Raw genomic sequence first — 13,860 nt, 5'->3', positions numbered from 1 at the left:
GTTGCGGGGGACGCCGTAAACCCATCCCTGGGGGCTTGGCCGCGGCATCCATGCCGCGGACACCCCCGCAACCGGACCCACCCCGCCTTCGACAGTTGTCCGCTGCTCTTGGGGGTGTCGACCTTGGTCGACACGGCATGGCCTGCTCTTGGTGGGTGTCGACCTTGGTCGACACAGTAGATCCACGCCATGCGTGGATCTACATAAAACCGGTGCTTACGACTTCTTGATGGCGTGGCCGCCGAATTCATTGCGCATCGCTGACAGCAGGCGGTCGGTGAACGAATTGGATTCGCGCGAACGCAGGCGTTCGAGCAGCGACAGGGTGATCACCGGGGCCGGTACGTCCAGCGCGATCGCTTCGGCGACGGTCCAGCGGCCTTCACCGGAATCTTCCACGTACGGTGCGATGCCATCCAGCGCGGGATTGCGCTTGAGTGCTTCGGTGCTGAGGTCCAACAGCCACGAACGCACCACGCTGCCGTGGCGCCAGACCTCGGCCACCTGCGCCAGGTCCAGTTCCATCTCCTGCTTGCGCTCCATCAACGCGAAGCCTTCGGCGTAGGCCTGCATCATTCCGTACTCGATGCCGTTGTGGACCATCTTGGTGAAGTGGCCTGCGCCGGACGGGCCCACGCGCGCCCAGCCGCGGTCCTCGGCCGGTGCCAGCGTGCGCAGCAGCGGTGCGATCTGTTCGACCACCGCTGCATCGCCACCCACCATCAGGCTGTAGCCTTCCTGCAGGCCCCACACGCCGCCGCTGGTGCCACAGTCCACGTAGCCCAGGTCATCTTCGGCCAGCGCCTTGGCGCGACGGATCGAGTCCTGGTAGTTGGAGTTGCCACCGTCGATGACGATGTCACCTTCGGCCAGGTGCGGGGTCAACTGGCCCAGCGTCTGGTCCACGGTATCGCCGGCGGGCACCATCAGCCACACCACGCGCGGCACCGGCAGCGCGGTCACTGCGGCGGCCAGCGAATCAACCACCTCCAGGCCGGCCTCGGCGGCGCGCTGGCGGGCGCCCTCGCCCGGGTCGTAGCCGACAACGCGGTGGCCACCGCGGTGCAGGCGCTGGGCCATGTTGGCGCCCATCCGGCCGAGGCCGATCATTGCAATATCCATTGTTTCACCTTCAGTTGGGGTCTAGGGTCAGGCTGCCTGGCCTGCCGGTGGCTGCGCAGTGGCGCAACTGCGCCTCGCGCCAACGCCGGTAGAGCGTGGTATGCAGATTGTGCAACGCCAGGTCGATGGAAAACGGCGTACGCGGATTCCGGTCGAGCAGGCGGATGATGTGGTAGCCGACAGGACGTATACCGCGTGGGTGCGCGTAGATCACGAACTGCTGGTAGAACGGATCGTCCAGCAACTGGTCCATCTGCTGCACGACGTCACGATAGCGCGGGGCCAGCTGCGCACGCAGCGCTGGATCGCGTTCGTACAGCAACCGCTCGAAATAGCGTTGGCCGACACGCGGAATGCCCTGCGCCAGCTGCCACAGGGCACGGTTGCGCTGGTCATACCAGGCCAGGCCACCGTGCTCCGCCAGTGCCTGCGCCGCGCCTTCGCCCACCTCCACCACGACGAAGTTCTCCGCCTGGTTGCTCAGATCGTCCAAGGTGCCTTTGTCGAAGACGTGTTCGATGAAGCCCGGCAACCCGACAAAGGCCTGCCGCCCCATCGCCGACGTGCGCACGGCCTTGCCGTCGGCCATGAACTGGCCGGCCTGCGCGCCCAGCAGGATGCTGTCGGTGTCGTGCAGGCCAAGGAACGTGCCGATGGACAGTTCGGCGGGCGCGAATTCCGCATCGAAGGCGGCATCGCCGTACAGCTCGCGCTGCGTGGCCAGCTGCGCGACCTGGCGGCCGACGCCGCACTCGGCGCGAACGTGGCCCGTATAGAACGCATCCAGTGCGCGGCTGTTGCTGGCGGCAGGCACATAGCCACGACCGAAGCTGCGCACCCGCTGCCATCCCTGTGCCGGAGCACCGCGTGCGCCAAAGCCTATCCAGCCCAGCTGCACACCGGTGAAGCGGAAGGATTCATTGTCCTGCAGTGCCTGCGTAGCGCGTTGCACGGCAGCGCCCAGTTCAAAGGCGTAGGCACAGACCGTGGCCGGGTCATCCAGCAACTGCTGCAACAGGGCCTGCCGGTCGGCCGCGGCCAGCGTTCCCGGCCAGCGCACGCGCAGATCACCGGCCGCCTGCGCCTCGGCCAGCGAGGCACGCGTACACACCGGCCCACCCTGTACCTGTGGTGCGCTGATCGCTGCGGTTTCAAAGCGCCATCCCAGCCGCTGCAGCAGGCCTTGGCTGCACTCGGCCGTAGCGGCCAGCGTGCTCAGGGGCCAGCCCAGCAGCAGGGCCCACGCGATCACCCTGCCGCGCACGCTCAGCCCTGGTCCGTTGCTGCCGGCGCTGGTTCGGGCTCAGGCCCGGCAGGAGGCTGCGGCGACGCGGCCGGTTGCGGTTGCGGCTCTGGCTTCGCTGCCGCTGGCAGGTACTGCTGCAGGCGCTGGAAGAAGCGCCGATAGAACTCGGCATCGGTGATCGTGCTGCTGGCCACTTTCACCAGTGAGTCGTCATTGCTGCCGAACGGCAGCGACACCGAGCCCAGCGCGCCCACGCCCACACTGGCCGAGGTCGGGCTCTTCTTCAGTGCATAGCGGTCCTGCACGGCGCTGACGAACACCAACGCCTGACTGCCACGCGGCGCGCACGAGATACGCAGTACCAGCTGCTCATGGTCGTCCTCGCGCGGCTGGAAGTTCTTGTTGCCTTCCACCTGCGCATCGTCCGAGCGTGCGATGGCATAACCCTGGCTGAGCAGCGTGCGCCGGGCTGCTTCGCAGGCTTCGGCCGGACGGCCATCGACGGTGCGCGAGAAGGTATCGCCGGAGTCGAAGGACTCCCGCAACAGGCTGCTGTCCGCGGCACGACCGCCACAGGCGGTCAATGCCAAGGCACTGGTGGCAGCCAGCAGGGAAGCAGAAAGAAGGGAGGCCCGCATGGGTACTCCTGCGAATACGTTATCCCCGAGGGTAGCCCCCTGCCCGTGTGCGCCGGGTCGAAAACACCGGGCCCGTCCCCCACCGTTGTACCCGGTTCATGCAAAAAGAGGACGGAAGGATCAAGTCGTTTGTGCCACTAACGACTTGATCCCTCCGTCCCCTTTTTCAGTCAATCAGTCGGCCCAGCGGCCTGCGGCGGTGGACTGCGGCAGCACCTGCGCCGACAGCGGACGGTCGGCCTCCAGCAGGTTCACCGCGTCGGCCAGGATCGAGGCCGATTCACGCAGCAACGGATCCGGACGCTTCTCGGCGGCCTTCTCGCGGGCGGCATCCTTGACGATGTCGCGCTCGTTGCCGGTCAGGCCGTCATCACTGCTGTCATCGGCCAGCGGGTCCAGGGCCAGGCCCAGTTCCTTGCGCACGATCTGGCGCTGCTTGCGCTGGGTGTCCTGGCGCTCGCGCTCGGCACGTCGGGTCGCTTCATTCAGCGAGACGTACTTCTTCGCCGCTTCAGTACGGAACTGCTCCACGTCCTCGTTCCACCACTGGAATTCCTTGTCGGTGGCGATGCGCGCGTCGTGACGCGTTTCCAGCTTCGGCAGCAGCGGCGCGAAGTTGCCGTACTGGGTGTGCGGCACCGCGGCGATGCGGGTCCACGGCAGGGCATTGTCGTAGGTGCTCTCGCCGAACTCGGTGGCATCGACGCTGGCCGGGAACGCCAGGTCCGGCACCACACCCTTGTGCTGGGTGCTGCTGCCGCTGATGCGGAAGAACTGGGCGATGGTCAGCTTCACCTGGCCAAAGCGCTGGGCTTCGCCGCTCGGCCAACGGTCCAGGTCGACGATGTTCTGCACCGTGCCCTTGCCGAAGCTGGTTTCACCGATGACCAGGCCGCGGCCGTAGTCCTGGATGGCACCAGCAAAGATTTCCGACGCCGAGGCCGAACCACGGTTGATCAGCACGGCCAGCGGACCGTCCCATGCCACGCCCTGGTTGCGGTCGCTGTTGACGGTGACCCGGCCACCGGATTCACGCACCTGCACCACCGGACCCTGCTCGATGAACAGACCGGTCAGCTCGATGGCCTCATCCAGCGAACCGCCACCGTTGTTGCGCAGGTCCAGCACCACGCCGTCCAGCTTGTCGGCCTTGAAACCGGCCAGCAGCTTGGCCACATCGCGGGTGGCCGACGCGTAATCGGTGGCGTTGCGACGACGGCCTTCGAAGTCCTGGTAGAAGGTCGGCAGCTTGATCACGCCGACCTTGCGTGCCGGCTCGCCATTGACGGCCGGGATGGTCATGGTCTCGCCCTTGGCGGCCTGTTCGGCCAGGCGCACCTTCTGCCGGGTCAGCACCAGGGTGTGGTGCTTGCCATCGACGCCCGCTTCGGCCGGAATGAACTCCAGCTTCACCTGGGTGTCCTTGGCGCCACGGATCTTGGCCACGACATCATCGATGCGCCAGCCGATCACATCTTCCACCAGCCCGGACTTGCCCTGGCCGACGCCGACGATGCGGTCACCCGGCTTCAGCGTGCCGTCCACGGCCGCCGGACCACCGGCGATGATCTCGCGGATCACCACCACGTCGTCCTGGCGCTGCAGCTGCGCGCCGATGCCTTCCAGCGACAGCGACATCGCCTGGTTGAAGTTCTCGGCGGTACGCGGGGTGAAGTAATCGGTGTGCGGATCAACCGCGCTGGTGTAGGCGTTCATGAAGAACTGGAAGGTGTCTTCGCCCTTCAGCTCGTTGACCGACTTTTCCAGGGTGGCGTAACGCTTGTCCAGCGTCTTGCGGATGTCATCGGACTTCTTGCCGGCCAGCTTCAGGCGCAGCCAGTCATTCTTCACCGACTTGCGCCACAGCTCGTCGAGCTCGGCGTTGGACGCTGCCCACGGCACGTCCTTGCGGTCGTACTCGAAGCGCTCGTCGGTGGTGAAATCCGGTTCCTGCTTCAGCAGCTTGCGCGCATAGGCCACGCGCTCGCCGACGCGCTGCTTGTAGACCGCGAACACCTGGAAGGCCGGCTCCAGCTCGCCGCCGCGGATGGCATTGGCAATGCCGGCCTGGAACGGTGCGAAGCGGGTGATGTCGGCCTGGGTGAAGTACTGCTTGCCGCCGTCCAGGGTCTCCAGGTAGCGCTTGAACACATCCTTGGAGGTGGCTTCATCGAGCGCACGCGGGCGATAGGCGTAGCGGCTGTCGGACAACAGGCCGTATACCAGCTTGGAGGTGGTCACCTGATCGGCGGTAGCCGCCGCCGGCAACGCCGGCGAGTCGGCCTTGGCCGCCAGCGCCAACGGCGCAACCAGCGCCAGGGCCATCAGGAATGCGGGGGCTTTGAATTTCATTGACGTGCTCGAAGGCGCCTTGCCAAGGGGGAGACTGCAGGGTGTTCAGACACCACGACAGTGCCGAAAGTTGCCGGGTTTGTCACCCGTCCACTTCCAGTGGAAAACCAGCCTAGCGGGGCCGGTGTAGCAAATTGTGAATGGCTGAAGAGCGGCCCACCTTGCGGTGACGTCTATCAGGTTACGGAGGCCGTCGGGTTGCAAGCCCCCTGAGTCAGGGGGCGGCCGCGAAGCGGCGGGGGTGTGGGTGGTGGTAAGCCGGGGCCCACGGTGTGCGCAGCACACCGTGGGAAGCGGTAGCGCGCATCGCGCAACCGCTTACTGGACGCCGGCGCCCTTGGCCTGTACGTCGGCGTGGTACGACGAGCGCACCATCGGGCCGGAGGCCACGTGGCTGAAGCCCAGCTCGTAACCGTAGACTTCCAGCGCCTTGTAGTCGTCCGGGGTCCAGTACTTCAGCACCGGGTGGTGGTGCGCGGTCGGCTGCAGGTACTGGCCGATGGTGATCATGTCCACATTGTGCGCACGCAGGTCGCGCATGGTGGCCTTGATCTGTTCGAAGTCTTCGCCCAGGCCCAGCATGATGCCCGACTTGGTCGGTACGTCAGGGTGCTGCGCCTTGAAGTTCTTCAGCAGGTTCAACGACCACTGGTAATCGGCACCCGGGCGCACGTTGCGGTACAGGTCCGGCACGGTTTCGATGTTGTGGTTGAACACGTCCGGCGGGTTCTGCGCCAGGATCTCCAGCGCGCGCTCCATGCGGCCCTTGCCGCGGAAATCCGGGGTCAGCACTTCGATGCGGGTGCCCGGCGACTTCTCGCGGATGGCGGTGATGCAGTCGACGAAGTGCTGGGCACCGCCATCGCGCAGGTCATCGCGGTCGACGCTGGTCACCACCACGTACTTCAGGCCCATGTCGGCCACGGTCTGGCCCAGGCTGGCCGGCTCGTTGGCATCGGGCGGCTTCGGCCGGCCGTGTGCCACGTCGCAGAACGAGCAGCGGCGGGTGCAGACCTCGCCCAGGATCATGAAAGTGGCGGTGCCGTGGCCGAAGCATTCGTGGATGTTCGGGCAGCTGGCTTCCTCGCACACGGTCACCAGTCGGTTCTCGCGCAGCTTGGCTTTCAGGTTCTGCACGGCATTGCCCGAAGGAATGCGCACACGGATCCAGGAGGGCTTGCGCAGCACCGGCACGTCGGCGAACTGCACCGGTGAACGGTTGATCTTGTCCCCACCCATCTGCTTGACCCCGGCCTGCAACGGCGCGGTGGACGGAAGCTCGGCCTGCACGATCTGCAGGGGAATGGTGCGGGCAGTGGTTTCAGTCATGGCGTTTCCGGGGGCGGTCAGGCGGCCGCAGAGAGATCAGGCAGTTCAGGCACGGGCTGCAGCAGCAGGCCGAACTGGCGGGCCAGGTGGTCCAGCAGCACCGGCTTGACGGCGTCCATCCCGGACGGCCCGCCCAAGTCTAGCACCGTGGTCACCTGCAACCCCTCGTAACCACAGGGGTTGATGCGGTGGAAAGGATCGAGGTCCATGGCCACGTTGAAGGCCAGGCCGTGGAAGGTGCAGCCGCGCCGCACGCGGATGCCGAGCGCGGCGATCTTGGCGCCGCCGACGTAGACGCCCGGGGCGCCATCGAGCCGTTCGGCACCGATGTTCCATTCCGCCAGGGTGTCGATGATGGCCTGCTCGATGCGGCATACGTAGTCGCGCACGCCGATGCCCAGCCGCGGCAGCCGCAGCAGCGGATAGATCACGATCTGGCCGGGGCCGTGGTAGGTCACCTGGCCACCGCGATCGACGTGGACCACCGGGATCTCACCCGGCGCCAGCACGTGTTCGACCTTGCCGGCCTGGCCCAGGGTGAACACCGGATCGTGCTCGACCACCCACAGCTCGTCCAGCGTGTCATCGTCGCGCTGGTCGGTGAAACGCTGCATGGCGTGCCAGACCGGCTCGTAGGCCTGGCGCCCCAGGTCACGGACCACCGCCGGGCGCGGCGGGCGCGCCTCGGGGGCAGCCGCTTCGGCAGGACAGCTGACGGCTACACCGTCCACTTCACTTCCGGGTGGTCGCGCAGGGCCTGGTGGGCCACGTCGTACTGATCGCGGTTCTCGGCCCGGAAGACCAGGCGCACCGAGACGTACTTGCCGTTGGACGAATGCTTCCAGCTGATGCGCTCGTTCACCACGTCAACGCCAGCAGCCAGCAGCAGGCGGGGGAGTTCATGCTCCAGGCCGCGGTTGGCCGGGCCCATCGCGCTGAGCTCGAACTGACCGGGGAACTGGAAGCCGTGTTCGGGGTTGTCGGACTTGATTTCCATGCGCCCATTATCGGGCCGCAGGGCAACAAACCCAAGAGTATTCATGTAAGCCGGCGGCACTGCGGGCGGGCCGCTGCGTTGCAGCTGAACATCCATTCAGGCTGCGACCCACATCCCAGGGCCCCTGCCCCATCGCTGCGGCTTCACCTGCGGTAACCGATTGTATCGATCAGACAATGTTGTTTTCGGAACAGACAAGTGATCCCAGCGCGCTCGTTCCATCACAGCGCCGGGAGTACCGTGTCGTTGCATAAAACGACAGACAAAAGCCCCCTTCCCGATGATCATCCCATCCATGCGCTACCTCGCATCCTTTGGATTGTCCGGCCTGCTGGCCACCGCCCTCCCCCTTTCCGCCTACGCAGCCGAGCAATGCGGCCCGGACGCGATGCGCGAGCATCCGCCGCAGGTCAATTTCCGCGTCGACAACGACCTGTTCGGCGGCCGCCACCAGGACCAGGGCTATACCAACGGCGCCCAGCTGACCCTGGTCTCGCCCAATCTGGTCGATTACACCGACGACCCGTGCCTGCCGCGCCTGGCGCGCTGGGTGAACAGCCACCTGGAGGCACTGCACCCGGGCAGGTTCGAACAGCAGAACATGATCTTCAGCCTGGCTCAGGGCATCTTCACCCCCACCGATTTCACCCGGAAGGACCTGATCGAAGACGACCGCCCGTATGCGGGCGTGCTGGTGGCCAGCTTCGGCTACAACGCACGCAGCGGCGACCACCTGCAGACCACCCAGCTGACCCTGGGCGTGGTGGGCCCGTGGGCGCAGGGCCGGCAGGTGCAGAACGCGGTGCACGACGTGCTGGGTGATGAGAAATTCCAGGGCTGGGACAACCAGCTGCACAACGAACCGGTGTTCATGCTGACCCACGAGCGCATGCGCCGCTGGCCGGGCGATGCCAGCATCAATGCCGACGGCTGGGGCTGGGATGCGATCAGCCATTACGGCGGCTCGATCGGCAACCTGGAAACCAAGGCCAACGTCGGCGGCGAAGTGCGTTTCGGCTGGAAGCTGCCCGACGATTTCGGCAGCACCCCGCTGCGCCCGGCCGGCGAGAACACCGCGCCGACCCGGGGTGGCAAGCCCAGTGGCTGGTCGTGGCACATGTTCGCCACCACCGATGCGGCGTGGGTGATCCGCGATATCACCCTGGACGGCAACACGTTCCGCAACAGCCACAGCGTGGACAAGCGCCACGTGGTCGCCTACGGCGGTTACGGCGTGGCAGTGATGCGCGGCCGCTGGAAATTCGCGGTAGCCCGCTACCACAGCACCCGCGAGTTCAATGGCCAGCGCGAAGCCCCGGTGTTCGGCAGCTTCACCATCAGCCGCTCGCTGTAAGCGAGGGGCTGATGGTGAAGCGGGTAGGTGCCGACCGTTGGTCGGCACACCGGATTGAATCGCTCGCTGTAAGCGAGGGGCTGTGTCCGCCGGGCATGGCCCGGCGCTACCCGATCATCGGTAGCGCCGGGCCATGCCCGGCGGAACCCTACGAAAAAGGCCGGCATTCGCCGGCCTTTTCCATTCACCGCAGCAGGCTGCGGATCATTCCGATTCCCACCACATCCAGAAGCTGTCCCACAGGCGCTTGAAGAAGCCGGCCTGCTCGACGGCGGCCACAGCCACCAGCGGCGCTTCGGCCACCAGCTTGCCATCCAGGGTGACCTTGACGGTGCCGATCTGCTGGCCAGCGGTGAACGGCGCTTCCAGGGTCTTGGGCACGTCGATGCTCGGCTTCAGGTCGTTGTAGCGACCGCGCGGCACGCTGACCAGCATCGGCTGCGCCACGCCCAGCTGCACCTTGTCGGTGGTGCCCTTCCATACCTTGTGCTCGGCCACGGCCTTGCCCGGCTCGTACAGGCGGTGGGTCTCGAAGAAGCGGAAGCCCCAGTTCAACAGGGCCAGGCTGTCATCGGCGCGCTGCTTTTCCGACGCGCCGCCCAGCACCACCGCGACCAGGCGCTGGTCACCGCGCTGGGCCGAGCTCATCAGGCAGTAGCCAGCCTCGGAGGTGTGGCCGGTCTTGATGCCGTCCACGCTGCCATCGCGCCACAACAGCAGATTGCGGTTGGGCTGCTTGATGGTGCCGACCTGGAATTCCTTGATCTTGTTGTACGCGTAGGTTTCCGGGTAGTCGCGCACCATCGCGCGGCCCAGCAGGGCCAGGTCGTAGGCGCTGCTGTGATGGCCCGGGGCGGTCAGGCCGTGGGCGTTCACGAAGTGCGAGTTCTTCATGCCGATCTTGGCGGCGTAGCTGTTCATCAGCGAAGCGAAGGCTTCTTCGCTGCCGGCCACGTGCTCGGCCAGGGCGATCGCGGCGTCATTGCCGGACTGGATCGCCATGCCCTTTTCCATGTCTTCCAGGCGCGCGGTCTGGTTGACCGGGAAGCCGCTGTAGCTGCCGTCGGTGCCGGCACCACCTTCGCGCCAGGCGCGTTCGCTCATCATCACCTGGTCATCGGGACGGACCTTGCCGTTCTTGACCTCGGCGGCGATCACGTACGACGTCATCACCTTGGTGATGCTGGCCGGGGCCAGCTGTTCGTTGATGTTCTCGCCTGCCAGCACCTGGCCGGTAGCGTAGTCCATCAGCACCCAGGCCTTGGAAACGCTGGGTGCAGGCGCCGGCGGCGTGGCCACGGTGGCGGGGGCAGCAGCGGCGGCAGGCGCCGGGGTGGCCGGGGTCGGCAGCGGCGTCTGGGCGGAGGCCAGGCCCACCACCAGGGTGGCGGCCAGGGCAGTGGCGGCGGAACGGAAATTCATGGGACAGCAGGCTCCAGGGGACGGCCGGAAAATGAAGGATGGGGCGAGGTGGCCATTGTAAGGCCGAGGTGGCAAGGGCCGGCAGCACCGGCCCGGGCGGAATCAGTCCTTGACGATCTGTGGCGAGCCAAAGCCCAGACCCGAGATGCGCCCGGCAAGTTCCGCCGCGCTGGCATGGTCGCTGGCGGGTACCCGCAGGCGCCACAGGGTACGACCACCGGCAGCGATGTCGCTGACGGTGGCACCGACGATGCCGGCAGCGTTGAGCTGGCCCATCGCCCGGTTGGCGTTGTCGCGGTTGGAGAAGCTGGCGACCTGCAGCATCACCGCGCCCACCACCTTCTGCGACAGGCTGGGGCTGCTGGCCGGGGCCGGGCCGCGCGGCATGGCGTTGGCCACGACCGGCGCTGCCGGACGCGACGCGGGTGCGCTGGGCGGCAGGCTGCTGACCGCCACTTCCGGCATCGTGCTGACAGCGGCCTGGGTGGTAGCCGGCTGGCCGCGCTCGGGCGCGGCGTCGGCCGGCAGGCGCTTGACCAGTCGATCGATGTCGCTGTCGGCAACCGCACGTGCGGCGGGTGCGGGGCGTGCGCTGGCAACCGCAGCGGTAGCCGTAGCCGCTTCAGCAGCACGGCGTTCGCGGCGCGACGGCTTCTGCGCCATCAGGTTGGTTTCACCCGGCTGCACTGCGCGCACTTCCACGTTGCCGGTACCGCGCTGGGTGATGCCCAGGCGCACAGCGGCGGCGTAACTGAGATCGACCACGCGGCCATCGTGGAACGGGCCACGATCATTGACGCGCACGATCACCGATTCGCCGTTGTCCAGGTTGGTCACGCGGGCGAAGCTGGGCAGCGGCAGGGTCTTGTGCGCAGCGGTGAACTGGTACATGTCGTAGACCTCGCGGTTGGAGGTCAGGCGGCCATGGAACTTGGCGCCGTAGTACGAAGCGGTGCCGCGTTCAACGTAGTTGCGGGTGTCGTCGAGCACCTTGTACTGCTTGCCCAGCACCACGTAGGGCGACTTGTTGCCGATCGCCGAGCGATCCTCATTGGTCACCACCGGCTCGGGAATACAGGCCACGTTGGGCACGTAACTGGGCGTGGTGTCTTTCACGCCGGGCTTGTACAGGCCACCGGCGGTGTAGTTGCCACGGGTGGACAGGTCCTCGGTGGCCGCCGCGTACGGCGAGCCCTCCGGACAATGCGCCGGACGCCCGCCCTTGCCCTGCACCACCGTGCCGGACGGCTTGCCACCGTGGCCGGCGGTCGCCGGCTTTTTCGGCGCGCTGCTGCAGGCGGCCAGCGCGAGGACGATCAATCCAGGGACCAGCCATCTGATGTTCATGCCGGGGGCAGCTCCTGTCCGGCAATGGCCTGCGACAACTGGAACACGGCCATCGCGTACATCTTCGAGAGGTTGTAGCGGGTGATTGCGTAGTAGTTCTGGAAGCCCAGCCAGTACTGCTTGCCGGTGCTGCCTTCAAGGGTGATCGGGGTAGCAGTGGCACCGGGCTGCACCGGCGCGCTGGGCTGGTAGCCGCGCTGGGCCAGGTCGGCCAGCGACCAGGTGGGCATCCACTCGGTCGGGTTGAACTCCTCGCGGCCGGCGGCGAGCGTGGCCGGCACGGCAACCTGGCCGCCGCGCACCCAGCCGCCCTTCTTCACGAAGTAGTTGGCGATGGACGAGAACACGTCGTCGTAGCTGGTGAACAGGTCACGACGACCATCGCCATTGCCGTCCACGGCGTAATCCAGGTAGCTGGAGGGCATGAACTGGCCCATGCCCATCGCACCGGCATAGCTGCCCTTGAGCGTGGTGATGTCCAGCTTTTCCTCGCGACCCAGCTCGAACAGCTTGGCCAGTTCATCGCGGAAGAACAGCTCGCGGCGCACTTCTCGCTCCAGCTTGGCCGGGTCGCCACTGCGCGGGTAATAGAAGGCCAGGGTGTACAGCGCATCGAGCACGCGATGGCTGCCGGCATTCTTGCCGTAGCTGGTTTCCACGCCGATGATCGCCACGATCACTTCCGCCGGTACGCCGGTGCGCTGCTGCACACGGTCCAGTTCGGCGCGATGCTGGGCAAGAAACGCCTTGCCGCCATCGATGCGTGCCTTGCTGATGAACATCGGCCGGTATTCGTTCCACGGCTTGACCCGTTCGGCCGGCCGCGACATGGCGGCGATGATCGGCTGGCGCACCTGCGCCTGGTCGAGCACGTTGCGGATCTCGTCGGGCTTGAGGCCGTAGCGCTTGGCGGTGTCGGCAATGAATCTGGCGCGCGCGGTCTCGAAGGGCACCGGGGTGAGATCGACCGGTGCTGCCGTGGCCGCGGTCGCTTCCGGCGCGGCCTCGGCAGGGCCGTGGGGCTTGGCCGCCGGGTGGCGCGGCGTACTGCTGGCCTGTGGCGAAGTCGGTGGGGACGTCGGCTGGGTCGCGCAGGCGACCAGGCCGAGGGTGAGCATGCAGGCCAGAGAACGTCGAATCATCACCGCAGGTTAGCAGGTCATGGATGAATTAAAACCCCTAACACCATGAATCACAACGATTTGCACGCGTTCAGCGCGAAATGTGAAGACGTTGTGATTGACCTGCCCCATTCAGGCAGAGGTTGCCGGTTGCGTCCCCATCCCCGCAGACGCAACCGGCCGCCGGACCCGGTCGGTACCTGCGCGGCTGCCGCTCCCCAGTGGCAGTGCTCCGCGCTCCCTGTACCCGTTGGATCAGTACTGCTTTCCCATCCGACGCCCCTCGCGCTGCATCAAAGACGGCGCGCCATGCCGAACGGGCCGCCATTGTGCAGGCCGATTGCGACAAGTCCATTGATCAGGATCAACGCGGCGTCAAAATGTGAATTGGCGCCCACTTTTAATGGAACTTCGTCAGCGGCGATGCTGCTGTGCGGCGTTGTGGGAACGATTACAGAAATGCGCTTGCGCAGATTCATGCGCGCATCGGCGGCGAAGGTCGGCGAACGGCGCAGCCCCTCGTGGGTGGGCGCAAAGCGATTCATGAGGGTTGGCCGGGTAGATGGGCTGCGCAGGGGACGCCGTGAACCCATCCTTGGGGGCTTGTCCGCGGCATCCATGCCGCAGACACCCCTGCGCAGCCCATCTACCCGGCCACGGACAGGTTCCTGCAGCTTCCACCCACGCAAAGAGAAAAAAGAAGAGCGAAGAGCAACAGCGGGTCGCTTCGCTCTGAGCCGAGCGTGGGCTCGGCTCTACAGGAAGCGTGGGCAACCGGCCATGCTGCTTTTGCTTTTGATCTTTTTTTCTTCTTGCGTGGGTGGACGCTGCAGGAACCTGTCAGCGGCCGGGGGGGGGGGGGGGGGGGGGGGGGGGGGGGGCGGGGCGCCCCCCCCCCCCCCCCCCACAACGGTGACCGCCACCCCCCCCCA

General features: G+C 66.5%; 12 protein-coding genes. 1 reads left to right on the top strand and 11 read right to left on the bottom strand.

Translation table 11 applies throughout. The features are described from left to right. Positions 1–216: 216 nt before the first annotated feature. From gnd to M2299_RS20385, 7 genes are all read right to left on the bottom strand, one after another. Positions 217–1,122, bottom strand: coding sequence for a phosphogluconate dehydrogenase (NAD(+)-dependent, decarboxylating) (gnd, locus tag M2299_RS20415; protein WP_280884907.1), 906 nt, complete (start codon positions 1,120–1,122; stop codon positions 217–219). 10 nt (positions 1,123–1,132) lie between these two features. After that, positions 1,133–2,371, bottom strand: coding sequence for a hypothetical protein (locus tag M2299_RS20410; RefSeq protein WP_280884908.1), 1,239 nt, complete (start codon positions 2,369–2,371; stop codon positions 1,133–1,135). A gap of 17 nt (positions 2,372–2,388) precedes the next feature. Further along, positions 2,389–3,006: a DUF2242 domain-containing protein gene (locus tag M2299_RS20405; protein ID WP_033832021.1), complete on the bottom strand. Its 618-nt coding sequence runs from the start codon at positions 3,004–3,006 to the stop codon at positions 2,389–2,391. Positions 3,007–3,180: 174 nt separating this feature from the next. After that, positions 3,181–5,358: a carboxy terminal-processing peptidase gene (locus M2299_RS20400; protein WP_080149826.1), complete on the bottom strand. Its 2,178-nt coding sequence runs from the start codon at positions 5,356–5,358 to the stop codon at positions 3,181–3,183. Between the two features lie 318 nt (positions 5,359–5,676). Next, positions 5,677–6,687, bottom strand: coding sequence for a lipoyl synthase (gene lipA, locus M2299_RS20395; RefSeq protein ID WP_059065144.1), 1,011 nt, complete (start codon positions 6,685–6,687; stop codon positions 5,677–5,679). Positions 6,688–6,704: 17 nt separating this feature from the next. Beyond that, positions 6,705–7,349 carry a lipoyl(octanoyl) transferase LipB gene (gene lipB / locus M2299_RS20390; protein ID WP_223483263.1) on the bottom strand — a complete coding sequence of 215 codons (645 nt, stop codon included), beginning with the start codon at positions 7,347–7,349 and terminating at the stop codon, positions 6,705–6,707. A 56-nt stretch (positions 7,350–7,405) separates the two neighbouring features. Continuing rightward, positions 7,406–7,684 carry a YbeD family protein gene (locus M2299_RS20385; RefSeq protein ID WP_025878705.1) on the bottom strand — a complete coding sequence of 93 codons (279 nt, stop codon included), beginning with the start codon at positions 7,682–7,684 and terminating at the stop codon, positions 7,406–7,408. A gap of 280 nt (positions 7,685–7,964) precedes the next feature. On the opposite strand from M2299_RS20385, the gene M2299_RS20380 reads away from it, so the two are divergent. Further along, entirely contained in the window at positions 7,965–9,038 is a 1,074-nt protein-coding gene (locus M2299_RS20380) for a lipid A deacylase LpxR family protein (protein WP_025878706.1), read from the top strand. 204 nt (positions 9,039–9,242) lie between these two features. Here the strand turns inward: M2299_RS20380 and M2299_RS20375 are convergent, their stop codons facing one another. From M2299_RS20375 to M2299_RS20360, 4 genes are all read right to left on the bottom strand, one after another. Then, on the bottom strand, positions 9,243–10,460 hold the full coding sequence (locus M2299_RS20375) for a D-alanyl-D-alanine carboxypeptidase family protein (RefSeq protein ID WP_032975369.1): 1,218 nt from the start codon (positions 10,458–10,460) through the stop codon (positions 9,243–9,245). Between the two features lie 102 nt (positions 10,461–10,562). After that, a complete protein-coding gene (locus M2299_RS20370) occupies positions 10,563–11,807 on the bottom strand; it encodes a septal ring lytic transglycosylase RlpA family protein (protein WP_280884906.1) in 1,245 nt (414 codons plus the stop codon). Next, positions 11,804–12,949 (bottom strand): lytic murein transglycosylase B, encoded by a 1,146-nt coding sequence (mltB, locus tag M2299_RS20365; RefSeq protein ID WP_033832243.1) that lies wholly within the window; start codon positions 12,947–12,949, stop codon positions 11,804–11,806. Before mltB ends, M2299_RS20370 begins: the two co-directional genes overlap by 4 nt. A 272-nt stretch (positions 12,950–13,221) precedes the next feature. Next, a complete protein-coding gene (locus M2299_RS20360; protein ID WP_088100959.1) occupies positions 13,222–13,473 on the bottom strand; it encodes a hypothetical protein in 252 nt (83 codons plus the stop codon). Positions 13,474–13,860 lie beyond the last annotated feature (387 nt).

It is taken from the genome of Stenotrophomonas sp. 1278 (assembly GCF_029892765.1).
Lineage (GTDB): Bacteria > Pseudomonadota > Gammaproteobacteria > Xanthomonadales > Xanthomonadaceae > Stenotrophomonas > Stenotrophomonas indicatrix.
Note: the sequence above shows the minus strand (reverse complement) of the source record. Positions and strands in the feature narration are given on the sequence as shown.

What these genes read in the sequence shown, in the direction of transcription:
- gnd (WP_280884907.1), bottom strand. Translation starts at nt 1,122, where the DNA reads ATGGATATTGCAATGATCGGCCTCGGCCGGATGGGCGCCAACATGGCC.
- M2299_RS20405 (WP_033832021.1), bottom strand. Translation starts at nt 3,006, where the DNA reads ATGCGGGCCTCCCTTCTTTCTGCTTCCCTGCTGGCTGCCACCAGTGCC.
- M2299_RS20400 (WP_080149826.1), bottom strand. Translation starts at nt 5,358, where the DNA reads ATGAAATTCAAAGCCCCCGCATTCCTGATGGCCCTGGCGCTGGTTGCG.
- lipA (WP_059065144.1), bottom strand. Translation starts at nt 6,687, where the DNA reads ATGACTGAAACCACTGCCCGCACCATTCCCCTGCAGATCGTGCAGGCC.
- M2299_RS20385 (WP_025878705.1), bottom strand. Translation starts at nt 7,684, where the DNA reads ATGGAAATCAAGTCCGACAACCCCGAACACGGCTTCCAGTTCCCCGGT.
- M2299_RS20380 (WP_025878706.1), top strand. Translation starts at nt 7,965, where the DNA reads ATGATCATCCCATCCATGCGCTACCTCGCATCCTTTGGATTGTCCGGC.
- M2299_RS20375 (WP_032975369.1), bottom strand. Translation starts at nt 10,460, where the DNA reads ATGAATTTCCGTTCCGCCGCCACTGCCCTGGCCGCCACCCTGGTGGTG.
- M2299_RS20370 (WP_280884906.1), bottom strand. Translation starts at nt 11,807, where the DNA reads ATGAACATCAGATGGCTGGTCCCTGGATTGATCGTCCTCGCGCTGGCC.
- mltB (WP_033832243.1), bottom strand. Translation starts at nt 12,949, where the DNA reads ATGATTCGACGTTCTCTGGCCTGCATGCTCACCCTCGGCCTGGTCGCC.
- M2299_RS20360 (WP_088100959.1), bottom strand. Translation starts at nt 13,473, where the DNA reads ATGAATCGCTTTGCGCCCACCCACGAGGGGCTGCGCCGTTCGCCGACC.